Source organism: Arthrobacter sp. E3 (genome assembly GCF_017353415.1).
Lineage (GTDB): Bacteria > Actinomycetota > Actinomycetes > Actinomycetales > Micrococcaceae > Specibacter.
The window spans coordinates 18,159-40,074 of the sequence record NZ_JAFMPX010000028.1 but is presented as its reverse complement, the minus strand read 5'-3'; the positions used below and the strand labels follow the sequence as shown (position 1 = coordinate 40,074).

General features: G+C 63.3%; 22 protein-coding genes and 1 tRNA gene. 13 read left to right on the top strand and 10 right to left on the bottom strand.

The genetic code is table 11. The features are described from left to right. Positions 1-13: 13 nt before the first annotated feature. From dhaK to dhaM, 3 genes are read left to right on the top strand one after another with little or no spacing between them, the layout of a single operon-like run. The gene (gene dhaK / locus JMA46_RS12315) at positions 14-1,015 is read left to right on the top strand and encodes a dihydroxyacetone kinase subunit DhaK (protein ID WP_207345641.1); all 1,002 of its coding nucleotides are present in this window, start codon (positions 14-16) and stop codon (positions 1,013-1,015) included. Then, on the top strand, positions 1,016-1,666 hold the full coding sequence (gene dhaL, locus JMA46_RS12310; RefSeq protein WP_207345640.1) for a dihydroxyacetone kinase subunit DhaL: 651 nt from the start codon (positions 1,016-1,018) through the stop codon (positions 1,664-1,666). It abuts the gene before it with no gap. Beyond that, on the top strand, positions 1,663-2,346 hold the full coding sequence (dhaM, locus tag JMA46_RS12305; protein WP_207345639.1) for a dihydroxyacetone kinase phosphoryl donor subunit DhaM: 684 nt from the start codon (positions 1,663-1,665) through the stop codon (positions 2,344-2,346). Before dhaL ends, dhaM begins: the two co-directional genes overlap by 4 nt. A 123-nt stretch (positions 2,347-2,469) precedes the next feature. Here dhaM and JMA46_RS12300 read toward each other — a convergent pair whose 3' ends face one another. Continuing rightward, complete coding sequence (locus JMA46_RS12300; protein ID WP_207345638.1) at positions 2,470-3,390, bottom strand: A/G-specific adenine glycosylase; 921 nt, start codon at positions 3,388-3,390, stop codon at positions 2,470-2,472. A gap of 236 nt (positions 3,391-3,626) precedes the next feature. Here JMA46_RS12300 and JMA46_RS12295 point away from each other — a divergent pair, with 236 nt between their 5' ends. Beyond that, the gene (locus tag JMA46_RS12295; RefSeq protein ID WP_207345637.1) at positions 3,627-4,286 is read left to right on the top strand and encodes a hypothetical protein; all 660 of its coding nucleotides are present in this window, start codon (positions 3,627-3,629) and stop codon (positions 4,284-4,286) included. A 6-nt stretch (positions 4,287-4,292) separates the two neighbouring features. Here JMA46_RS12295 and disA read toward each other — a convergent pair whose 3' ends face one another. Together disA and radA are read right to left on the bottom strand one after the other, a co-directional pair. Then, entirely contained in the window at positions 4,293-5,363 is a 1,071-nt protein-coding gene (gene disA, locus JMA46_RS12290; protein ID WP_207345636.1) for a DNA integrity scanning diadenylate cyclase DisA, read from the bottom strand. Positions 5,364-5,540: 177 nt separating this feature from the next. Next, a complete protein-coding gene (radA, locus tag JMA46_RS12285) occupies positions 5,541-6,953 on the bottom strand; it encodes a DNA repair protein RadA (protein ID WP_207345635.1) in 1,413 nt (470 codons plus the stop codon). Positions 6,954-7,172: 219 nt separating this feature from the next. On the opposite strand from radA, the gene pstS reads away from it, so the two are divergent. The 5 genes from pstS (at position 7,173) to JMA46_RS12260 (ending at position 12,383) form a co-directional block, all read left to right on the top strand. After that, complete coding sequence (gene pstS, locus JMA46_RS12280; protein WP_207345634.1) at positions 7,173-8,288, top strand: phosphate ABC transporter substrate-binding protein PstS; 1,116 nt, start codon at positions 7,173-7,175, stop codon at positions 8,286-8,288. Between the two features lie 135 nt (positions 8,289-8,423). Then, positions 8,424-9,302, top strand: a complete 879-nt coding sequence (gene pstC, locus JMA46_RS12275; protein ID WP_348770151.1) for a phosphate ABC transporter permease subunit PstC — start codon at positions 8,424-8,426, stop codon at positions 9,300-9,302. After that, on the top strand, positions 9,299-10,408 hold the full coding sequence (gene pstA, locus JMA46_RS12270; RefSeq protein ID WP_207345648.1) for a phosphate ABC transporter permease PstA: 1,110 nt from the start codon (positions 9,299-9,301) through the stop codon (positions 10,406-10,408). The genes pstC and pstA overlap by 4 nt, the downstream gene beginning before the upstream one ends. Positions 10,409-10,433: 25 nt before the next feature. Continuing rightward, positions 10,434-11,213 (top strand): phosphate ABC transporter ATP-binding protein PstB, encoded by a 780-nt coding sequence (gene pstB, locus JMA46_RS12265; RefSeq protein WP_207345632.1) that lies wholly within the window; start codon positions 10,434-10,436, stop codon positions 11,211-11,213. Between the two features lie 57 nt (positions 11,214-11,270). Next, positions 11,271-12,383 (top strand): hypothetical protein, encoded by a 1,113-nt coding sequence (locus JMA46_RS12260; RefSeq protein WP_207345631.1) that lies wholly within the window; start codon positions 11,271-11,273, stop codon positions 12,381-12,383. A 134-nt stretch (positions 12,384-12,517) separates the two neighbouring features. On the opposite strand, the gene JMA46_RS12255 is transcribed toward JMA46_RS12260, so the two are convergent. From JMA46_RS12255 to JMA46_RS12245, 3 genes are all read right to left on the bottom strand, one after another. Continuing rightward, complete coding sequence (locus JMA46_RS12255) at positions 12,518-13,528, bottom strand: inorganic phosphate transporter (protein WP_207345630.1); 1,011 nt, start codon at positions 13,526-13,528, stop codon at positions 12,518-12,520. Between the two features lie 2 nt (positions 13,529-13,530). Beyond that, on the bottom strand, positions 13,531-14,148 hold the full coding sequence (locus JMA46_RS12250) for a nuclease PIN (protein WP_207345629.1): 618 nt from the start codon (positions 14,146-14,148) through the stop codon (positions 13,531-13,533). A 198-nt stretch (positions 14,149-14,346) separates the two neighbouring features. Next, positions 14,347-14,994 carry a hypothetical protein gene (locus JMA46_RS12245; protein WP_207345628.1) on the bottom strand — a complete coding sequence of 216 codons (648 nt, stop codon included), beginning with the start codon at positions 14,992-14,994 and terminating at the stop codon, positions 14,347-14,349. A 180-nt stretch (positions 14,995-15,174) separates the two neighbouring features. On the opposite strand from JMA46_RS12245, the gene JMA46_RS12240 reads away from it, so the two are divergent. After that, positions 15,175-15,250, top strand: a tRNA-Lys gene (locus JMA46_RS12240). Positions 15,251-15,305: 55 nt separating this feature from the next. Here the strand turns inward: JMA46_RS12240 and JMA46_RS12235 are convergent. Continuing rightward, the gene (locus JMA46_RS12235) at positions 15,306-15,953 is read right to left on the bottom strand and encodes a cysteine hydrolase (protein ID WP_207345627.1); all 648 of its coding nucleotides are present in this window, start codon (positions 15,951-15,953) and stop codon (positions 15,306-15,308) included. 102 nt (positions 15,954-16,055) lie between these two features. On the opposite strand from JMA46_RS12235, the gene JMA46_RS12230 reads away from it, so the two are divergent. From JMA46_RS12230 to JMA46_RS12220, 3 genes are read left to right on the top strand one after another with little or no spacing between them, the layout of a single operon-like run. Continuing rightward, positions 16,056-16,889 (top strand): hydroxymethylpyrimidine/phosphomethylpyrimidine kinase, encoded by an 834-nt coding sequence (locus JMA46_RS12230; RefSeq protein WP_207345626.1) that lies wholly within the window; start codon positions 16,056-16,058, stop codon positions 16,887-16,889. A 54-nt stretch (positions 16,890-16,943) separates the two neighbouring features. After that, positions 16,944-17,279, top strand: coding sequence for an N-acetyltransferase (locus JMA46_RS12225; protein ID WP_207345625.1), 336 nt, complete (start codon positions 16,944-16,946; stop codon positions 17,277-17,279). Then, the gene (locus JMA46_RS12220) at positions 17,280-18,041 is read left to right on the top strand and encodes an SDR family NAD(P)-dependent oxidoreductase (protein ID WP_207345624.1); all 762 of its coding nucleotides are present in this window, start codon (positions 17,280-17,282) and stop codon (positions 18,039-18,041) included. An 18-nt stretch (positions 18,042-18,059) separates the two neighbouring features. Here JMA46_RS12220 and JMA46_RS12215 read toward each other — a convergent pair whose 3' ends face one another. The 3 genes from JMA46_RS12215 to JMA46_RS12205 form a co-directional block, all read right to left on the bottom strand. Next, on the bottom strand, positions 18,060-19,664 hold the full coding sequence (locus JMA46_RS12215; RefSeq protein ID WP_207345623.1) for an MFS transporter: 1,605 nt from the start codon (positions 19,662-19,664) through the stop codon (positions 18,060-18,062). A gap of 169 nt (positions 19,665-19,833) precedes the next feature. Further along, positions 19,834-20,109: an HPr family phosphocarrier protein gene (locus JMA46_RS12210; protein WP_207345622.1), complete on the bottom strand. Its 276-nt coding sequence runs from the start codon at positions 20,107-20,109 to the stop codon at positions 19,834-19,836. A gap of 65 nt (positions 20,110-20,174) precedes the next feature. Then, positions 20,175-21,893, bottom strand: a complete 1,719-nt coding sequence (locus JMA46_RS12205; RefSeq protein WP_207345621.1) for a putative PEP-binding protein — start codon at positions 21,891-21,893, stop codon at positions 20,175-20,177. Positions 21,894-21,916 lie beyond the last annotated feature (23 nt).

Below are 21,916 nucleotides of genomic sequence, written 5' to 3'. Positions count from 1 at the left end.
GGAGGGTTTCGTCATGAAAAAGCTCATCAATGATCCCAAAAAAGTTGTCGATGAATCGGTGGAGGGGTTTGGCCTGGCGCACGCAGCGCATGTGAAGGTCAACCCCGACCCCTTGTTTGTCATCCGTAAAGACGCCCCTCGCGCGGGGAAAGTCGGTCTCGTGTCAGGTGGAGGCAGCGGGCACGAACCCCTCCACGCCGGATACGTTGGGTACGGAATGCTCGACGCCGCAGTCCCCGGCCCGGTGTTTACCTCGCCAACCCCCGACGCGATCATTCCGGCGACCATCGCAGCGAACTCAGGTGCCGGCGTCGTGCATATCGTGAAGAACTACACCGGGGACGTGCTCAACTTTGAAACCGCTGCCGAAATGGCCGAGGCCGAAGGCGTGGAGGTGCGTACAGTCCTGGTGAACGACGACGTCGCCGTGGAAGATTCGCTGTACACGGCAGGGCGCCGCGGCGTGGCCGGCACCGTACTGGTGGAAAAGATCGCCGGGGCTGCCGCAGAACGCGGTGACAACCTCGATGCAGTTGCTGCCATCGGCAACCGGGTCAACGCGAACGTGCGCAGCATGGGCGTGGCCCTGTCCGCCTGCACCGTCCCGCACGCAGGGGTGCCCAGCTTTGAGCTGGCCGAGGACGAGATTGAGATTGGCATTGGCATCCACGGGGAGCCGGGCCGGCACAAGATCCCCATGGAGAACGCCGACGGCATCACGGACAGGCTCCTGGAGCCCATCCTGGCAGACCTCAAACCGGCTTCCGGGGACAAGGTGCTGCTGTTCGTCAACGGGATGGGCGGCACCCCGGCCAGTGAACTGTACATTGTGTACCGGCATGCGGCGAAGGCGCTCGAAGCGGCCGGCCTGGTGGTTGAGCGCTCCCTGGTGGGCAACTACATCACGGCCCTTGAAATGCAGGGCTGCTCCATATCCGTGCTGCGACTTGATGATGAAATGACCGAGCTGTGGGATGCGCCAGTGAACACGCCGGCACTGCGATGGGGGATGTAAATGGCGAACAATGCCGCATTGGATGCTGCCTGGGCCATCGACTGGCTGCGCAGGAGCGCCGCCGTCGTTGCTGAAAACCGGGTGCACTTGATTGAACTTGACCGGGCCATTGGGGACGCGGACCATGGGGAAAACCTTGACCGCGGCTTTAGCGCCATCTTGGAAAAACTGGACGCGGAGCTTCCAGCCACGCCGGGTGCTGCCTTCAAGCTGGCCGCCATGACCTTGATGTCAAAGGTTGGCGGGGCTGCGGGTCCGCTCTATGGCACGGCCTATTTGCGTGCGGCCACAGCCGTGGGTGATGCCGCCTCTCTCGACTCGGCCACGCTTGCCACAGCGCTGGCGGCCGCCCGGGACGGCGTGGTGGCCCGCGGGAAAGCCGCAGTGGGAGATAAAACCATGATCGATGCGTGGACCCCCGCCGTGGACGCTGCCGCCAGCGCGGCCGCCGACGGTGCAGGGCCTGCCGTTGTGCTGGACGCAGCCGCGACGGCTGCCGAGGCCGGTGCCGTTTCCACGGATCCGCTGGTGGCCCACAAGGGCAGGGCCAGTTATTTGGGGGAGCGGGCCATCGGGCACCGGGACCCGGGGGCCGTGTCCTCGGCGATGATTCTGCGGGCTGCCGCCCAGGCAGCGGAGGCAAGCTCGTGAGCGTCGGCCTGGTGGTGGTCTCCCACAGCGCCCAACTGGCCGCCGGTGTTGTTGAGCTGGCCGCGCAGATGGCCCCGGACGTGTCACTCTTTCCCGCTGGCGGCATGGACGACGGCGGATTGGGCACCTCCCTTGAAAAGGTCATGACGGCGCTGGGGTTGGCAGATACTGGAAACGGCGCCGTTGTCCTGACCGACCTGGGCTCCGCTGTCATGACGGCCGAATCGGCGCTTGAATTTCTGGGCAATCCGGAAAATATGCGGCTGGCCGACGCGCCCTTGGTGGAAGGAGCCGTCGCCGCAGCCGTGGCTGCACAGTCTGGCGCATGCCTGGACGTGGTGTGCAAGGCGGCTGAGACGGCGTTGAACCCGGTCAGGGGCGCTGCCGACGGGGCGCCAGTGGCAGGTAGTGAGGAGAGCGACGGAAAAGTTGCTGCGGTGCTCACGCTGATCAACCCGATGGGCCTTCATGCCCGCCCTGCTGCGGCCTTGGCGGGCCAGCTTGGCGCCATGGATGTGGACATTGAGATCAATGGGGTGGATGGGCAGTCGGTGATGATGCTCATGACATTGGGTGCGGCACAGGGCACGGAACTGGTAGTGTCAGCCACCGGCCCGGACGCCCAGCAGGCCGTGGACCTTGTCCGCGCCGAGGTCGAGGCAGGCTTCGGCGAACTCTGACTCACCGCCCCACCCCAACCGACGCTCCTGCACTTTCCGGCCGTTTTTGGGCGTCGCTCCTGCACCCAGTGCGGGAGCGACGCCCTTTTATGCCCCGAAAGTGCAGGAGCGTCGGGGGTGGGGTCAGGCTGGGAGGTGGTAGCCGGCTTCGGAAAGTTGTGCCAGTCCGTCGGCAACCAGCCCGGCCAGTGCGCGTTCAAGCTGGGGTGCGTGCGTGTTCAACTCGTGCAGCTTGCCCAGTTGGGGCGCCAGCTCGGCTATCAGCCCGGCCTGGGCTTGCACGGCTGCCGTGTTCCATAGAAGATCGGCATGTACGGGCGTGCTTGCTGCCCGCAGGACGGCCATGACGGCGCCGCGGACCTGCCTGTCAGTGCCTGCCCACGGCTGTCCCTTGGGGATGTAGGTGGGTTCGGGCTGACCGGCGGCGATCCAGGCGCACTTGTCCAGAACTGGGCAAACGTCGCACTTGGGGCTGCGGGCTGTGCAAACGAGCGCGCCCAGTTCCATGACTGCGGCATTCCACAACACTGATTCTTCCGTGTCCTGGGGAAGAAGTTCCGTTGCCAGTGCCATTTCCGCAGCAGTGAGTGCCGGAGCTGGCAGGGCCTGGCCGATGACAAGGCGGGCGTGCACGCGGCGGATGTTCGTATCCACCACTGTTGTTCGGCGACCAAACGCAAATGCGGCAACCGCCGCAGCCGTGTAGCTGCCAACACCCGGCAGAGCCAGAAGCTCCTCAGTGGTGTCAGGGACGGCACCGCCATGCTGTTCGACGATTCGTTGCGCTGCAGCATGCAGACGCAGCGCCCGACGCGGATAACCCAGGCTCCCCCACGCCCGCAGCACTTGCGCAGCAGGAGCTGTTGCAAAATCGGCCGGGGTGGGCCAGCGTTGCAGCCATTGCTCCCAGACAGGTTGCACACGCACCACAGGCGTTTGCTGGAGCATGATCTCGCTGACCAGAATGCCCCAGGCTGAGCAATTGCCACGCCAAGGCAAGTCCCTGGCCTCACGCAGGAACCAGGCTTGGATCTGCTGGTACATACGAACTCCTAGCACTGTGGTGACTGACTGACTGTCCGACTGACTGCTGGTCTGACTGGTTGGCTGAATGATTGGCCAGCTGACCGGGGCTCGCCCGGTAAAAATATGCCGGAAGGGCAGTACAACTCTATGGCACCCCGTGCTTGGGACGAGCCGTAAGCCTCACGCAGCAGATGCTCCTATGCGCGGCGGCGTGGTTGGTCTTCGGCAACACTTGCCATCGATAAACTGGTTACGTGGGTAAAACAGGGAATTCCGGGCACAGCGGGGCCGCTGCAGACGCGGCTGCCCACCGGCCCAAAGTATCAGCGAAAGTGTACCGCCGGCGCAGGCTTGTGGTGCTCGTCCTTGTGCTGCTTGTCATTGGCGGTTTGGTAGCCGGTGGATTCTTCATCGCTGGCCTGGTGTGCTCCGGCCCTGATGCCGGGCCAGGCAGCGAGCCGGCGGCAAATGGCAGTACGGCCAAGCCCAATCCTCCCGCAAAACCGGGCACGCCGCCGTCGGCCGTGTGTGATGAGGCGGGGATCAAGGTGAGCGCTGCCACGGACAAGCCGTCGTATGGACCCGATGAATCCCCCATCCTGACGCTGCGGGTGACCAACACGGGTCAGGCACCTTGTGACATCAATGTGGGCACCAGTCAGATGCAATATCAGATCACCAGCGGTGCAGATGTCATCTTCAACTCAAGGGACTGCCAGTTGGATTCAACGGACCTGGTGAAGAACTTGAAGCCGGGCGCCTCGGAAACTGCCAACTTTGTGTGGCAGGTCAAGCGCAGTTCCCCAGAATGTGCGAAGGTCGAAGCCGCGCCGGGGCGTGGCGGGGCAACCTATGTTCTGGTGGCGACCATGGGCAAATGGTCAAGCGAAAAAGTAACCTTCACGCTGAACTAGCCAGTACTACAAGAAGCGGTCAAGCAGGCTGGCTTCGGCAATGCGGGAAAGACCTTCACGCACGTTGCGTGCACGGAGTTCACCGATTCCATCGACCACCATCAGTTCGTCGATGGTGGCTGCCATCAAGTTCTGCAAGCCGCCGAAGTGGTCCACCAAACGGCCGGCAACTGCGCCGGGAACCGCCTTCAGTCCGGACACCAGCCGGTAGCCACGGGGCTGGATCATGGCTTCAAGGGAGTCATTGCCACTGACCAGGCCGACAACCCCGGCAATGAGATTCAAGTCAATCAAGTTGGCTTGGTCGATGTCCTGCAAGGCCGCCACTGCCGCATCAACCTGGATGGTTTCAGGGTCTGCGTAGTCGCGAATGACCATGTCCGCGCCTGAGCCGCGGGTGGTGGAAAGTTCCTCCAGCTGCAGGGACAACAACCGTCCGTCAACACCGAGTTCAAGAACGTACTGGGCGATCTCCTCTGAGATCCTGCGCACCATCTCATGGCGCTGTAACGTCACGGCCACATCCCGGATGGTGACCATCGCCTCAATCTCCAGAGCGGACAGGGAGCTTGTGACCTGGTCGAGGCGCGCACGGTAGCGCTCAAGAGTAGCCAGTGCTTGGTTGGCGCGCGCCAGAACCTTTTCCGAACCCTCCAAAACGTACCGCAGGCCGTCGACGTACAACGCGATGATTTGCATGGACTGGCTGACGGAAACCACCGGCACACCGGTTTGGATGGCAACACGCTCTGCCGTGCGGTGACGGGTTCCGGACTCTTGGGTTTCGATGCTGGGGTCCGGCACCAGCTGGACAGCCGCACGCACAATTTTCGTAACGTCTTTGTCGCACACTATGGCGCCGTCCATTTTGGCCAGTTCGCGCAAGCTCGTCGGGGCGAAGTCAATGCCGATTTCGAAACCGCCGGAACACAGGCTTTCGATGGTTTTGTCCGAACCCAGCACGATGAGCGCGCCCGTGCGTCCGCGAAGAATGCGTTCCAGCCCGTCACGCAGGGGAGTTCCAGGTGCGACACGGGCAAGAGTGGCCTTCAAGGCCTCTTCGGGACTGCGCTGCATGGGACGGTTCCTTCTTTTCAGGCACGGAAATCCGCACTAGTCACACTGCCCATAATAGTGGGAAACACCGGCCTTGACGCAGTGGCTGGCCATAAGGGCAGGCCATCTTGATGCAACCGTGTCCTTTGCACGGTTTTCCATGCCTGAAGTGGCCAGCGGCTGCGGCCGTAGTGGTTGTCAGGCGCGCGGCGGCCCCGGCGTTCCATGTAGGATGAGTTCGGTGGCTTCAGCGATGTGCTCGATCTGCTTGACCGTGAAATCAGGCGGAATGGGGCCTGGTCCCGTGGCGCTCAACGGAACAAGTGCGTGTGTGTAGCCCAACCGGCTGGCTTCTTGAATGCGCTGGTTGATGCCGGGCACGGGCCGGACTTCCCCGGCCAAACCCACTTCGCCAAACGCCACCAACTTGCCGTGGACCGGCTTGTTTGTCTTGGCTGAAACAATCGACATGGCAACGGCCAGATCCATGGCCGGCTCGCTCAGCCGGGCACCGCCCACTGTTGCCACGTAGCTGTCGTCGGCGTCCAGACGCAGCCCGGCCCGTTGCTGCAAGACAGCCAGCAACATGCCAATCCGGGTGGAATCCAATCCGCTGACTGTCCGGCGCGGCTGGGAACCCATCGAGGGAGTCAACAGAGCCTGCACTTCCGCCAGCAGGGGCCGGCGTCCTTCCATGGTGACGGTGATGCAGGTCCCGGACACCGGATGGGAGGTGCGGGAGGTGAACAGCCCGCTCGGATCTGCAAGACCCTCAATGCCGTCATCGGTCAGATCGAAGCAGCCAACCTCGTCCGTCTGCCCATACCTGTTTTTCACGGCCCGCAGCAGACGCAACCTGGAGTGGCGCTCGCCGTCGAACTGGCAAACAACGTCGACCAGGTGCTCGAGCAGGCGCGGGCCGGCAATGGAGCCGTCCTTTGTCACGTGGCCCACCAGCAGTGTGGTCATGTTCAAGCGCTTAGCCGCAGCAATGAGCGACGCCGCCACCTCGCGCACCTGTGAAACACCGCCAGCGCTGCCGTCCACCATGGCGCTGCTGAACGTCTGCACGGAATCCACAATCAACAAAGCGGGCTGCACGGCTTCAACTTGCCCCAGCGCCGTGCCGAGATCCGTTTCAGCACCCAAATACAACGTCTCGGCGACGGCGCCAATCCTCTCTGCGCGCAGCTTCACTTGGGCGGCTGACTCCTCGCCGGTGAGGTACAGAACCTTTTGGGGCGCCCTGCCGTGGCCGTTGCGGGCAAACTTCGCAGCCACATCCAGAAGCAGCGTGGATTTTCCGACGCCGGGTTCCCCAGCGAGCAGGATCACCGCACCGGGCACCATGCCGCCACCTAATACACGGTCGAGCTCGGGCACGCCGGTGAGGTTGTGGGCTGCCTTGGACGCGTCAACTTCGCTGATCAGCTGGGCCGGGCGCACCACCGAGGTGGCAGCCGTGGTCCTGACGACGACGGTGCCGATCTCCTCCAGCGTTCCCCAGGCCTGGCACTCACCGCACCGCCCCACCCACTTCACTGCCGTCCATCCACATTCCGTGCAACGGAAATTTTGCCCCGTGTTGGTCTTTGTGCTCTTTGCTGCCATGCCCCAACCTTATCGCCGGGCACTGACACTGGCCGCAGTGCACGCGCAAGGTGGGCCGGCAGCGGGAGGGGGTATCCGGCGTCGTGCATGGATGCCAAGAGTCCGCGCAGCGTTAACCTTCCGTTCACTTGGGTGGGGCACTCGCTTCACTTCGAACTCATACCGTCAAGGAGTAATGAATCTAAATCGACGCAACGAAGACGTGGAAGAGGTAAAAGCGTGAAGGTACTTCGCATGGGCCGCATGGCAGCAGTTCTCACCGTCGGCGCGCTCGCAGTTACGGCCTGCGGCACTGACAACGTGGTGAGCCCGGGCAGTGGCGGCACCACGACGTCGGGCACGGGCGCTACCGGCATCTTGACCGGCACTGGCGCCAGCTCAATCTCAGCCGCGATGGACGCGTGGAAGGCCGGGTTCGAATCCGCCAACCCCGGCGCCAAGATCCAGTACTCCCCGGAGGGCTCCGGTGCCGGCCGCAAGGGGCTGATCGCAGGCGCCGTGCAATTCGCTGGCTCCGACGCGTTCTTGAAGGACGCCGAACTTACCGCCGCCCAGGCCAAGTGCGGGCCCGCTGGCGCCATCAACATCCCCTGGTACATCTCACCCATCGCCGTGGCCTTCAACGTTGAGGGGGTCAAGGACCTCAAGCTCGACGCCGGGACCGTCGCCAAGATCTTCCGCGGTGACATCAAAAACTGGAACGACCCCGCCATCAAGGCCGCCAACCCGGATGCCGCACTTCCGGACTTGGCCATCACGCCCGTGCACCGTTCAGACAACTCCGGAACTACGGAAAACTTCACCGACTACCTGGCTGCGGCCGCAACAAGTGTGTGGACGGATGAGAAGTCAGGGGACTGGCCCGCCTCGCTCCCCGGTGAAAACGCCAAGGGTACATCCGGAGTGGTCAAGACGGTGACCGAAACGGCCGGTGCCATCACGTACGCCGACGACTCCGCCGTCACCGGAAGCCTTGGCAAGGTTGAGTTGAAGGTCGGCGATTCCTATGTCCCCGTCACAGCCGAAGCCGCAGCCAAGGCGGTGGACGCCGCAACAGTCGTTGCAGGGCGCTCGGCGAATGACCTGTCGCTGAAGCTGGACCGCACCACCACGGTGGCCGGCGCCTACCCCGCAGTGCTCGTGTCCTACGGCGTGTTCTGCGCGTCCTACCCGGATGCAGCCACAGCGAGCCTGGTCAAGTCCTTTGGCGCCTTCGTTCTCAGCGATGAAGGCCAGAAGCAGGCGGCGGAAGCAGCCAAGAGTGCGCCTCTTTCAACCGAGCTGGCCGGCAAGGCCAAGGCGGCGATTGACTCCATCAGCTCCGGCTCAAAGTAAGCATCGGTAGAAGGTACTAAATTGTCCACCACAAAGCTCGCACCCAAACCGGGAACGGGGAAGTCCAGCCCGGGGAAGTCAAGTCCGGGGCAGTCCAGCCCGGGGCAGGCGAAGACAGGACGCACCGGAGACAAAGTGTTCTCCGGTGCGGCGCTGGGCGCCGGCGCACTGATTGTGGCCGTGCTGTTTGCCGTGGCCCTGTTTCTGGTAGTCCAAGCACTGCCTACATTCAGTGCGAACCCGGCCGACATCACCGGCGGCAGAGGGTTCTTCGACTACATTTTCCCGATCGTCGTTGGCACGTTGATTGCAGCCACCATCGCGCTGCTGATCGCCACACCCATCGGCGTGGCTGTCGCTTTGTTCACCTCGCACTACGCCCCGCGCAGGCTGGCCCGCGGCCTGGGCTATGTGGTGGACTTGCTGGCCGCCATCCCCTCGGTTGTCTACGGTGCCTGGGGGGCCAGCTACCTCGCCTCCCAGCTCAAGGTCCCATACGCATGGCTGGCCGAGAACTTTGGTTGGATACCCCTCTTCGCCGGACCTGCCTCCGGAACGGGTAAGACCATCCTGACAGCCGGCATTGTGCTGGCGGTCATGGTGCTGCCCATCATCGCCTCATTGACCCGGGAGATTTTCCTGCAGGCACCCATGCTGCACCAAGAAGCGGCGTTGGCGTTGGGTGCCACCCGGTGGGAAATGATCCGCATGGCCGTTCTTCCCTTTGCCCGCGGCGGCATCATCAGCGCCGTCATGCTGGGCTTGGGCCGTGCCCTCGGTGAGACCATGGCGGTGGCCTTGGTCCTCTCATCAGGACCCTTGATCGCCTCGCTGATCCGTTCGGGCAACCAAACCATTGCCGCCGAAATCGCGTTGGACTTCCCCGAAGCCTTCGGGCTGCGCATGCATGAACTCATCGCTGCGGGCCTGGTGTTGTTCCTCATCACACTCGTCGTCAACATGGTGGCTCGTTGGATCATCAACCGCCACAAAGAATTCTCGGGAGCCAACTGATGGCGACGCTCATGACTGAACGCAAGCGCTCTGCACTGACCCGCGGCCGCCTGCCAAAATACACCCCTTATGTGATTGCTGCCAGCTCGGTTGTTGTGGCTGCGGCACTCATGGCCCTTATCGGATTCCACGTCTTTGGCTGGGCGGTGCTCTCCGCAGTGCTTTTCGCCACCGCCAACGTCGTCAGTTCGGCGCTCGTTGAAGGCCGGCGCAAGGCTACGGACAAGCTGGCTACCTCGCTTGTTGTCGGCGCCTTCCTCGTAGCCCTGCTGCCGCTGGTCTCAGTGATCTGGACGGTGTGGGTCAACGGCGTGCCCGGGCTGCTGACCCCCGGCTTCCTCAGCACGTCCATGAACGGCGTGACAGGGGCTGTGGACAATGCCTCGGTGAAGGATGGCACCCCGGTGCTAGGCGGCGTCTACCATGCACTTGTGGGCTCGATCCTGATCACCCTGTGGGCCACACTCATCTCCGTGCCGGTCGGTTTGCTGACCGCCATTTACCTCGTGGAATACAGTGCCGGCAACCGATTCTCCAAGGTCATCACCTTTCTCGTTGACGTCATGACCGGCATCCCCTCGATTGTGGCCGGCCTGTTCGCCGCAGCCTTCTTCGCCATGATCCTGGGCCCGGGCACCAAGACCGGGTTCGTGGCCGCCGTCGCGCTTTCAGTCCTCATGATCCCCGTGGTGGTGCGCTCCAGCGAGGAAATGCTCAAAATCGTGCCGAACGAGCTGCGTGAGGCCGCCTATGCCTTGGGTGTACGCAAGTGGCGCACCATCCTCAAGGTGGTAATTCCGACGGCGATCTCGGGCATCGCTTCCGGCGTCACCTTGGCCATTGCCCGGGTTATCGGCGAGACGGCGCCCCTGCTGGTCACGGCAGGGTTCGCCACGACGATCAACATGAACGTCTTTGCCGGCTGGATGTCATCGCTGCCCACGTTCATTTACACGCAGATCATGACGCCCACGTCGCCGTCGAACGCCGATCCTTCCACCCAGCGTGCGTGGGCCGCGGCGCTGCTTTTGATCATCCTCGTCATGCTCCTGAACCTCGGTGCCCGCCTGGTGGCACGCCTCTTCGCGCCGAAAACCGGCCGCTAAATTACTTTGAAATGGAACTCCAGCTATGTCCAAACGTATTGATGTCAGTGATTTGAATGTTTACTACGGCGATTTTCGCGCTGTGGAGGACGTAAATATCACCCTCGACGCCAAAAGTGTCACCGCCTTCATCGGGCCTTCCGGTTGCGGCAAGTCCACGTTCCTGCGCACCCTGAACCGCATGCACGAGGTCATCCCTGGTGCCCGGGTTGAAGGCAAGGTGCTGCTCGACGGCGACAACCTGTACGGCGACGGTGTGGACCCCGTGACGGTGCGCAGTCAGATCGGCATGGTGTTCCAGCGGCCCAACCCGTTCCCCACCATGAGCATCCGCGACAACGTGCTGGCCGGCGTAAAGCTGAACAACCGCCGCATTTCACGCAGCGACGCCGATGAGCTGGTGGAGGGCTCGCTGCGCGGGGCAAACCTATGGAATGAGGTCAAGGATCGGCTCGAGAAGCCCGGCTCCGGACTCTCCGGCGGTCAGCAGCAGCGTCTGTGCATTGCCCGCGCCATCGCCGTCTCCCCGGACGTGATCCTGATGGACGAGCCCTGCTCCGCACTGGACCCCATCTCCACGCTTGCCATCGAAGACCTCATCAATGAGCTCAAGGACGAATACACGGTGGTCATCGTCACCCACAACATGCAGCAGGCCGCCCGTGTCTCCGACAAGACGGCCTTCTTCAACATCGCAGGCACCGGCAAGCCCGGGAAGCTGATTGAATTCGCCGAAACAGCCACCATCTTCAATAACCCACGGGAAAAGTCCACGGAAGACTACGTCTCCGGCCGCTTCGGCTGACAACGGCTGGCGCTGGCAGGAAATCGCTGCTGGAGCGCCCGGCGATACGCTTGACACATGACTTCACTCCCAGCCGTGCGCGGCGCCCACCTCGTTGGATCGATCAACCAGCCCACGGCAGCCGATTCGCTGCGCATAGTTGCCGAAAACCTCGCCGGCCACGTGGCGCGCTACCCCGACGGTGAAGTGGGCGAACGCTTCCACTGGATCCTGTTCCAAGGCTCAAAGTTCGACGCCGTTGCCGGGCTGGAGCGCGTCCCGCGAGATCCGATCATGCTCGCCGGCTTCGACGTGCGGCCACTGGTGCTGGATGGCACCGTCCCCGCCGGCGAACTTGTGTTCGGGCCGCTGGGCTATGCAGAGGCTGCGCTCGCAGGCTACCGGGACTTCAAGGCCCTCCGCGAAGCCGGAACCATACCCACAGGCGCCCGTTTCCAGGTCTGCCTGCCCACCCCACTGGCCCCACTCTCGGTCTACGTGGCTCCGGCCGATCGCCCGGCCGTCTACCCGTTGTATGCCGCCGCGATCTGCAAGGAGATCGCCGCCATCGCAGCGGCCATCCCGGCCGAGGAACTGGCCATCCAGATCGACCTGGCCACCGAGTTCTCCTACATCGAGCAGGTGGCCATGGGTGCTCGCAAGCCGTTCCCCTGGTTCATTGAGGGCTTGGCAGAGGATGCCGATGTGCCCGCCGAGACCATCATCGAGGCTGTCACCACGATGGCCGCCGAGGTCGCCGCAACCGTCCCTGAGCACGTGGAGCTTGGTTTCCACCTTTGCTACGGGGATGTTGCCGAGAAGCACTTCGTGGAACCTGCCGACGCTGGAAACCTGACAGCAGTCGCCAACGCCCTGTCAGCGCGCGTGGCACGCCCCATCGGTTTTCTGCAGCTGCCCGTGCCGATCGAGCGCGACGACGAAGCCTACTTCGCGCCCATGGCAACTTTAGCACTGCATCCCGAAACAGCGCTGTATCTTGGCCTTGTGCACCACGAGGATGGCACCGAAGGCGGCCTGCGCCGTATAGCGGCAGCCCGCCCGGCGCTGGCTGCCGCCGGAGTGGAGGAATTTGGGGTGGCCACCGAATGTGGACTTGGCCGTGGCCCTGAAGATCGGATGGCGCCGCTTCTGCGCCTACACGCGGAGATCATCAAGGCAGCAAGCGTCTGATCCTGCCGGCCTTGGTTGTTACTGCAGCTGATGCGGGTGACGAGCGGGTGACGAGCGCGGACACCCGCATCGGCTGCAGTATGGATTGCGAGCAGCGGGTCCAACCCGCATCAGCTGCAGTATGGACTCAGGCGTCACGCCAGCGGAGACAGGGCCAGGAAGAACACCGCACCGAGTCCTGCACAGACAAGCGGGGTGGCCACCCATGCGCCAGCGATCCGCAGCAGCATCCGGCCATTTGTGGCGGAGAAGCGCTGGTTTGCTCCGGCGCCGACAATGGCAGCTGTGACGGTGTGCGTGGTGGACAGTGGCATGTGCAGGCCTATAGCGCCGAAAAACAGCAGGCACGCAGCCACCATCTGCGCCACAAAGCCGCGCATGGGGTCCATTCTGACCAAACGGTGCCCCAAGGTGTAGGAGATGCGCCACCCACCGAACAGCGTGCCCACGGCGAGCATCCCGGCCGTGAACACCGGCACCCACAAAGGCACTTCCCCGACCCCGGCGGCACCGGCGGCAACAAGGGCGAACAGGACAACCGCCGTCGTGCGTTGGCCGTCTTGGAGTCCGTGTCCAAAGGCGACGGCGGCACCCGCCACGGACTGCAACTGCCGACTGCGCCGGTTGACCATGTTGGGGGCCGTGTTCCTCGCTGCCCACGAGGTGGGGTAGACGGCGGCGAAACCCAGGACGAACGCGAGCACGGGGGAGACCAGCAGCGGCAGGAGCACGAGCGTCAGCAGCGTGATGTTGATGCCTTCCAGCGGGGGATGCCCCAACGCGGTCGAGCCCAGGGACGCGCCCACCACGGCGCTGATGAGTGCATGGGTGGAGGAGGACGGGAAGCCGCGCCACCACAGGTAAATGCCCCACAGGCTGGCACCGATCAGTGCGGCGAGGAGGAGTACCAGACCGCTGCGGCCAGTGGGAACCGTGAACAGTTTGTCGGCATAGCTCGCCGCCAGTACCACGCTGGCAAGGGCTCCCAAGGCGTTGAATACGGCGGCGAGAATGACGGCGATGGTAGGCGTCAGGGCGCGGTTTCGGACTGAGAGTGCGACGGCGGCCGAGGCGTCGCGAAAACCGTTCAGGAAGGCAAAAATTGCCGCCGCGACGATCACGGCGCCGAGCAGGAAAGCCAGCAAGCTCAGGATTCCTTGACGATGATGCTGCCTACTTGCGTGGCAACGGCGCGCATCTGCCTGCTGGCGGCCGCGAACTGGCCGGCCAGCGTACTGTATTTAGTGAACGTGGCGGGGCTGTGGGCTTCAAGCAGCTCGGCAACCAGCACCCGGTGGGTGTGGTCGGCGCGCTTGCCCAGACGCAGGACCTCCAACCAATAGTCCTCAAGACTGTCCAGGTCGTTGAGGTTTCTCATGGCGGCGGTGGTGAGTTCTGCCTGGCGGGAGAGGATTTCAAGCTGGTCGCTGATGCGGGCCGGCGTCCGGTCGAGGGTGTACAGCTCGATGATTTCCCCGGCCCCGGTGAGAATCTCACTGGTTTCATTCAACAACCTGCCCAGGGCGTACAGATCCTCGCGCGGCAGCGGATTGATGAAGCTTGTGCGCATGCGCGTCAGCAGGGCTGCAAAGTCGGCAGTTGAGGCCGCATCCTGTCGTCGCAACGTTTCGGTGAGGGCAGCAAAGTCGCCCCGGCCCGCCCCAAGCAGTTCCGCCAGGGTGTGCGTACCCGCCAAAATCTGCTCCGCCATGCGAGCCAGCGCCTGAAGCCCGGCAGTCTCCTGGGGGAAAAGTCGAAGCTTCACAGTGAGGCCTTTGTTGTGGTGGACTGCTGCGCAAAAATGCGGGTTGGATCTGGGCAAAAAAGTGGTGCCGAACCGGGAGCGCCTCTCGGCACTAGGCCGCTCGTAGCGGCTATAAAATGGAGCCCGGGGGTTCCACGGTTCGACACCGCCTTTAGTCTTGTACGTCCAGCCCCGACTGTCAACTGGAGCCGGTTTCCATTAGTCCAGTTCGCCCATTCGCCACGACTTTGCGGCGCCTTCAAGATCCTCGGCCGTGCGCACCAGTTGGCGGGCTTTTTTCGTCAGGGCTGCTGAATGTTCGGGGTGTGCGGCCACGCGTTCCTCGGCAAGTGTGGCCTGTCCCAAGGCAACGACCCGGCAAAAAGCGGCCGAACGCTCCAGTGCGACATCGAACTCACCGTCGAAGGCGCCGGAAAGAATGGCGTTGGACATGGCCGTGATTTCCTCGGCTCCCGGCGGCTCGGCAACCCCGGCGACGGCGTTGGCCACCTGGGCTTTTTGCTGCCCTGCGCGGAAGAAGACGCTAATACCCTCGGGGTCCTGCAATGTGGCGGCTCGCAGTGCGTAGAGGCGCCATAGTGCCCCGGGAAGCGAGCGCGCCGGGCTGGCTGCCCACATTTCTGCAATGGCCTCAAGCCCCTGCCGGTCCGCAAGTTTCACCAGCCTTTTGGTGATTTCAGGGTCGTTGCTGGCCCTTCCGCTGTGCACCAGCGCACGGGCGGCCAAGTGTGCGGCCTCGGACACGCGCGCCGGATCGGTGCCGCCGGCAAACGATTCAAAGTCGGCCGGCGAAAAAGGCACTGGCTTGTGCGGGCGGGGAGCGCTGCTGGCTGGTTGATCGTTCATGACACGACACTACTCCGGCTGTGGTTCGGGGTCGAGTGAGCCGTCGCGCAGGCAGGTACTGGAAGGGTGGTCTGTGGGTTTTCCCGGGGTGGAATTGCATTCTGGTGCACGGCGTGCGGTAGTCTAATATGCGTCAACTTTTACACAGTGGATTCACTGTTGCGGAGATGGCATTAGGTCGGGCCTTTAGCTCAGTTGGTAGAGCATCGGACTTTTAATCCGTGGGTCGCGGGTTCGAGCCCCGCAGGGCCCACCAGTCGCAAAGAGATCCCCTGCACCGTATCCGGTGCAGGGGATCTTTTTCTGTATGCCTAGGAGACGCCCTCGTACCCCCTGGAGGCATCATCCACGTCTGCTGACGAAGCCAAGGCTGCAATGAACTCCGCCGACGTAGTAGGTGTGGAGAACATGGGGTAGTCGAACTTCACGGCGGATTCCCCCTCTGCAACGCTGGTGGCTGCCACGGCGTCCGTCAGCGTGACCACGTTGTAGCCACGCTCGTAGGCGGTCCGCATGGTGGACTCCACACAGCAGTTGGTCAGGAAGCCCGCCAGGGCAACCGTCTTGATGCCCTTTGAGCGCAGGATAAAGTCCAAGTTCGTGCTGCCGAAGGCGTCAAGGCCGCGTTTGCCTTCAATGATGATGTCGGACTCTGCCGGGGCGAAACGGTCCATGATTTCCGCTCCCCAAGCGCCCTTCACGAATGCCGTCGCGTCCACCACGCCCTTGAGGATGCCGTAGGGGTGTTTGGAGATTTCGTTGTACCCGGGGGCGAAACTGATGGGCGAATGGATCACCGTGGCACCTGCTTGGCGGGCTGCTGCCAAGACCTTTTCGGCGTTGTCCAAGGTGCCGTTGGCTGACATGGAGTCCTTGACGGCGTCATGGAGCACTCCGCCTTCAGAGGTGAAGTCATTCTGGAATTCAATGAAAACCACAGCGGTGGAATCGATGTCCATGGCGTTGTCCTTAGTTTCGTAGTGGAATTTCTCGCACAAATTAAGAATCTACCGGCGGCGGAGCAACATTGGTAGGGCCGCCAAAGTGGCAAGATAGTCTCCATGACAACAAAAGCCCCTGCACTCGCCCTGACCATTGCCGGATCCGAAGCAACCGGCGGTGCCGGCGCTCAGGCAGATTTGAAGACGTTTCAGGAACTTGGCGTCTTCGGGATCGTGAATCTGACCTGCATCGTGTCCTTTGACCCCAAGGACAACTGGAACCACCGCTTCGTGCCGGTGGACCAGCAGGTCATCGCCGACCAATTGGAAGCCACGTTGGCGGCCTACGGTGCAGCTTCTGGCGCACCGACACTGCTGGAGACTGTCAAGATCGGGATGTTGGGCAGCCCCGCCACTATCAGCACGGTAGAGACTGCACTCAAAGCAGCAGCCTTCAAGAATGTGGTCCTGGACCCGGTGCTGATCTGCAAAGGACAGGAGCCTGGCCACGCCCTTGACACCGATAAGGCACTGAAAGCACAGATCCTGCCGCTGGCCACCTTTGTCACGCCGAACCACTTTGAAGCCGAGTCCCTTTCCGGCATGAAAATCAACAATGTCGAGGACTTGAAGGCGGCGGCCCGCAAAATCCATGAAATCAGTGGTGCGGCAGTGCTGGCCAAGGGCGGGGTGCGGCTGGCTGGCACGGACGCCGTCGACGTTTTCTTTGACGGGGAAACCCTGGAGGTCCTGTCCGCGCCGAAGGTGGGGGAGGTGGCCGTCTCCGGAGCCGGATGTTCGCTCGCTGCCGCCGTAACCGCTGAACTGGCCAAGGGCGCCACCGCGCTGGAAGCCGCACGGACAGCGAAGGCCTTTGTCACGGAGGGCATTAAAAACCAGGTGGTTTCCGGTGCCCCGTTCACTGCTCTGTGGCAGGGTGGGGCAGGCGCTTAACCGCAGTAGAAGAACGCTGTTGCCAGCACCTGTCCGTTGTGCCAAGCTCGATTTATGAGAGTGAACACAAGCCAGGAATCAGACTGCTTTGACGCCAACGTTCGGATGGTTCGCAACGATGCCCGGCACCGGTACGAACTTTTTGCAGCTGATGAATTGGCGGTGGTCATGACGTTCCAGGATCTGCCGGGGCACACCGATATTGTCGGGTCACAAGCCCAGCCTGGTTTTGAGGACGGAGGCCTGCCGATGGTGCTGGCCAGGTACGCGCTGGATGATGTGGTGGCTGCCGGTAAGCGCATCATCCCGCACTGCAATTATGTGCGCCGCTTCATTGCAGACCACCAGGACTTGTACACCCAGTACACCGACTTTCCGCAGGAGGCTTAGTTGAAGCGACACGTTGCATTGATTACAGGGGCCACCTCCGGGCTGGGGGCCGAGTTCGCCCAGCAGCTGGGCCGATCCCAGCACAACCTCGTGCTGGTGGCTAGGGACGCCCAACGGCTTGAGGCCAAGGCCGTGCGGTTGCGCAGTGACTTTGGGGTGGAAGTGGAGGTGCTGTCCGCGGACCTCACCACGGACGACGGCGTTGCTTCCGTCAGTGCCCGGCTGACGGACCCTGCCCGGCCCGTCTCGGTACTGGTGAACAATGCCGGGTTCAGCCTAGTCAAGCCGTTCGAAAAGAACACTGTGGAAGAGGAAGCTGCGCAGTTGCGCATCCTCGTGCGCACCCCCTTGGAACTCATGCATGCCGTGCTGCCCGGGATGCTGGCGCGCAGCCATGGCCGGGTCATCAATGTTTCAAGCGTGGCATCCTTCATTCCGCGGGGAAGCTACGGTGCTGCCAAGGCGTGGGTGACAAACTTTAGCCGGTCGGCGAACTTGCGGTATGGTCCCCACGGCGTGAAGGTGACTGCAGTGTGCCCTGGATTCGTGCACACCGAATTCCACCAGCGCATGGGCGCGGACATGGGCGGGGTAAAACCGTGGATGTGGCTCAACGTCGAACCGGTGGTGCGTGAAGGTCTGGCGGACAATGCTGCAGGCAAGGCCGTCTCCATCCCATCCAAGCGCTATGCAACCATCGTGGCGCTGAGTCGCTTCGTCCCGGACAAGGTGGCGGCCGCGGTGGGGAACCGCGGCCGCTGAACGTCGCGGCAGGACGCTCTAGACGTCAGCCATCGGCCTGCCCACCGTAACCGGAATGCCGGTGCCCGGGGTTGGCGGCTCATAGCTGGAATCGAACGGCAGATGATCCATGTCAAGCATCGGATTCTCATCCTGAGTTGCCACCAGCTCCTCCGCTTCCTCCATCGTTGCCACGCTGGGCATGGACCCCGGCAGCGGCTTCCGGGCAGACTCCCGCAGGAAGTAAATTGCCACGGCGCCGATGGCCGAGGTGAACATCAGGTAGAACGCCGGCATCATGTCATTGCCGGTGAGGGTGATCAAGCCCTTCATGATGAAGGGTGCGGTGCCGCCAAAGATCGCCACGGCAAAGTTGTAGGAGATGCCCATGCCGCCGTAGCGGCTCGACGTCGGGAACAGGGCGGGCAGCGACGATGCCAGGTTCGAGACGTAGAACGTCACGGGGAAGGCGATCAAGGCCAGCCCAAGCAGCGTGGACCACACGGGCCCCATGCCGATGAGCGCAAAGGCCGGGACGGCCAGCACCACCGTGCTCAGCGCGCCGACCCACAGCACCGGACGGCGTCCGATCCTGTCGGAGAGACGGCCGGTCAGCGGGATGCACACGGCCATGGCGACCAGGATGGGGATGGTCAGCAACGTTCCATGCACAGGGTCATAGCCCTTTGACTCGGTCAGATATGTGGGCATGTATGAGGTCAGTGCATAACCGACAGTGTTGGCTGCGGCCACCAGCACCATGGCCAGCACAATCTGCCGCCAGTAGACCTTGACAAGGCGGACGAGGCCGCCCGAGGTGTCTTCATCGTCGGCTGCGGCGGACTTGGAATTCTGCTCGTTGGCGTCCAGGGTCGCCTGGAACTGAGGGGATTCCTCGATTTTCATCCGGAAGTACACGGCGATGAGGCCCAGTGGCCCGGCAACCAAAAATGGCACTCGCCAGCCCCACTGCTCCATGGCGTCCTGGCCTAGCGTCAATTGCAGCACGGACACGAGTGCGGCACCGATGGCAAAGCCCAGGTAGCTGCCTAGGTCCAGGATGCTGGCGAAGTAGCCCCGGCGCTTGTCAGGGGCGTATTCACTGACGAAGGTGGTGGCGCCAGCGTATTCGCCACCAGTGGAAAATCCTTGAATGAGTTTGACCACCACCAGCAGCACTGCGGCCCAGACGCCGATCTGCGCATAACCAGGGAGGAGTCCGACGGCGAAAGTGGACGCAGCCATGACGATCAGAGTGGTGGCGAGGACCTTCTGGCGCCCCACCTTGTCTCCGAGCCAGCCAAAGACCACTCCGCCGAGCGGGCGGGCCAGGAATGTTGCGGCAAAGGTACCCAACAGGAAAAGTGTCTGGACATCGCGGTCGGCGTCGGGGAGAAAGACCGGCCCCATGGTGCCGATCAGGTAGCCGAACACGCCGACGTCGTACCATTCCATGGTGTTTCCGACGACGGTTCCGCCGAGGGCTTTCTTGAGCATGGGTGCGTTGACAATGTTCACATCGTCAACGCCCAATCTGCGTTTTTTCAGCGTGGGCAGACGAGGCTTCTTCACTCGCGCCTGCTGACGGCCTGCGGTGTCCTTAACACCTGGTTCCGGTTGAATCGTGCTCGGGTCTATGGGCATTTGCTCATCCCCTTAAGGAGGCTGGTTGCTTGCGACTTGCGGTTGTTTCTTTCGGACAGACCGTCAATTCTAGCAGGTGCACCATTTTTGACCCGTGGAGATACTCCTCACAACGACCACTTCTGCGTGTGGGGAAGGCCCCACACGCAGTGAAAACACGCAGTGAAAGTCAGGCGTCGTGGTCCGTTTCCAGAATGCGCGCGAGCGTCTCCAGAGCCTCCGCGGCAGTGTCGTCCTCGGTGCGCAGCACCACCAGTTCGCCGTGCTCCACGCCGAGGCTCATGAGGGCAAGCATGCTATCCGCATCCACGGCCTCATCCACGGGATCGGTAGCGCGGGCAATGGTCACCTCAATGCCCAGCTCGCCCGCCGCTTCGGCAAAGATCGAGGCGGGGCGGGCGTGCAGGCCGACGCTGCTGGCAATGGTGGCTGTTCGTTCAATCATGGTGTTCTCCAACTCGTTTTCCGGGGGTGATGGGTGTTGTGTGTGGTGTTTGGGGACGGGTGAAACTAAAGGCCCAGCTCGGCCAAGGCGGGCAGCCCGGCACGGACAAGCTCGCGGGCCTCTGCCGCGGATGGCGCATCCACGGCGCGCAGGGCCAACGCGCGGGCTTGCGGAAGTGTCACAGTGCGCAGGACTGCGCTGACGGCCGGCAGTGCACGCGGCGTCATGGACAGCGATGTGACACCCAACCCTGCCAGCACGACGGCGAGAACGGGGTCCGCTGCCGACTCCCCGCACACTCCCACCGGCTTGGGCGCGGTGTCCTCGAGGGCTTGGGCGGACGAGTGCCTGGCTTGGGATGCGGCGCCGGCAACGGTTGCCTGGATGAGCGCCAGCACGGCAGGCTGCCATGGGTCGTTCAAGGCGGCGAGTGCCCCCAGCTGCCTGTCAGCGGCCATGGCGTACTGCGTGAGGTCGTTGGTGCCCAGGCTGGCGAATTCCACATGGTCGAACAAATGCCGGGAGGTGAGTGCCGCAGACGGGACCTCCACCATGACACCGGGGATTCTCAGCCCTGCTTCGGTGCACAGTGCGGCAAAGTCGGAGGCCTCGGCGGCGGTGGAGATCATGGGGGCCATGACCCACACTGCGGCGTCCGACTGCGCGGCGGCGTCGGCAATGGCGGCAAGCTGCCGGGCCAAAACACCGGGGGTGCTGGTGTCGGTGCGGTAGCCGCGGACGCCCAGCGCCGGATTTGCCTCGCTGGTGTCGGTCAGGAAGGGCAGTGGCTTATCGGCGCCGGCGTCGAGTGTCCTAACCACCACCTTCTGGCCGGGAAACGCATCGAAAACACCCTTGTAGGCGGCCACCTGGTCGGCGTGGGAGGGCTCAGTGTCATTGCCTAGGAAGCAGAATTCGGTGCGCAGCAAACCAACGCCCTGTGCATTCGCTGCAGCTGCTTCCTGGGCGTCAGCGGCGCCGCCCACGTTGGCCAACAAGGGCATCACTGTGCCGTCGGCCAAGCGGCCGTCACCGTCAAAGACGCTCAGCAGCGAAGCCTGCTCCTGCCAGACGGCCACGGCCGCACGTTCGGCGTCGTCTGGTTCGGTGCTGACCACGCCCGTTGCGCCATCGACGAACACCAAGGCGCCGTCGTCGAGCGCGCCGACCCCGTCGGCAGCAACCACGGCCGGCAGGCCCAGTGCCCTGGCGATGATGGCCGTATGCGACTGCGGCCCGCCTCCTGCCGTGACCAGGGCAACCACCTTGTTCGGGTCAAGGGTGGCCGTGTCGGCGGGGGCGAGGTCCTCCGCCACCAGGATGAACGGTGCGTCGGCATCGGGGATCTCGGGGGCGGGAACGCCGCGCAGCTGCGCCACGATGCGGGACTTGACGTCCTGCACGTCGTGGGCACGCTCGGCCATGTAGCCGCCCAGGCCCATCAACATGGCTGCCCCCGACTCCCCGGCCTCCCATATGGCCCGTTCAGCCGAAGTACCGGCATTGATGAGCTTCACGGCGGCTTTGATCAGCATGGGGTCGGTGGCCATCAGTGCGGTGGCCTCGAGGACTTCCCTGCCAGTGCCCTCCACTCTGCCGGCACGGGCCAGCAACTGCGCCTTGACGGCAGCCGCTGCTTCCTTGAGCGCGGCCGCGGCAGTCTCGGGCGCCTTCGAACTTGCCAACTTCTCACCCGGGGGCGGCTCGGCCAAGGCGGCGGGCATGTGCCGGACCGGGCCAATGACGCGGCCCCGGGAAACGCCAACTCCAACAAAGTTTTGCATAACCGTTCCTTTGAAAGTCACTT

Excerpts from the sequence above, each read along its gene's own strand:
- dhaK (WP_207345641.1), top strand. The coding sequence starts at position 14 with ATGAAAAAGCTCATCAATGATCCCAAAAAAGTTGTCGATGAATCGGTG.
- dhaL (WP_207345640.1), top strand. The coding sequence starts at position 1,016 with ATGGCGAACAATGCCGCATTGGATGCTGCCTGGGCCATCGACTGGCTG.
- JMA46_RS12300 (WP_207345638.1), bottom strand. The coding sequence starts at position 3,390 with ATGTACCAGCAGATCCAAGCCTGGTTCCTGCGTGAGGCCAGGGACTTG.
- disA (WP_207345636.1), bottom strand. The coding sequence starts at position 5,363 with ATGCAGCGCAGTCCCGAAGAGGCCTTGAAGGCCACTCTTGCCCGTGTC.
- radA (WP_207345635.1), bottom strand. The coding sequence starts at position 6,953 with ATGGCAGCAAAGAGCACAAAGACCAACACGGGGCAAAATTTCCGTTGC.
- pstB (WP_207345632.1), top strand. The coding sequence starts at position 10,434 with ATGTCCAAACGTATTGATGTCAGTGATTTGAATGTTTACTACGGCGAT.
- JMA46_RS12260 (WP_207345631.1), top strand. The coding sequence starts at position 11,271 with ATGACTTCACTCCCAGCCGTGCGCGGCGCCCACCTCGTTGGATCGATC.
- JMA46_RS12245 (WP_207345628.1), bottom strand. The coding sequence starts at position 14,994 with ATGAACGATCAACCAGCCAGCAGCGCTCCCCGCCCGCACAAGCCAGTG.
- JMA46_RS12235 (WP_207345627.1), bottom strand. The coding sequence starts at position 15,953 with ATGGACATCGATTCCACCGCTGTGGTTTTCATTGAATTCCAGAATGAC.
- JMA46_RS12230 (WP_207345626.1), top strand. The coding sequence starts at position 16,056 with ATGACAACAAAAGCCCCTGCACTCGCCCTGACCATTGCCGGATCCGAA.
- JMA46_RS12225 (WP_207345625.1), top strand. The coding sequence starts at position 16,944 with ATGAGAGTGAACACAAGCCAGGAATCAGACTGCTTTGACGCCAACGTT.
- JMA46_RS12215 (WP_207345623.1), bottom strand. The coding sequence starts at position 19,664 with ATGCCCATAGACCCGAGCACGATTCAACCGGAACCAGGTGTTAAGGAC.
- JMA46_RS12210 (WP_207345622.1), bottom strand. The coding sequence starts at position 20,109 with ATGATTGAACGAACAGCCACCATTGCCAGCAGCGTCGGCCTGCACGCC.
- JMA46_RS12205 (WP_207345621.1), bottom strand. The coding sequence starts at position 21,893 with ATGCAAAACTTTGTTGGAGTTGGCGTTTCCCGGGGCCGCGTCATTGGC.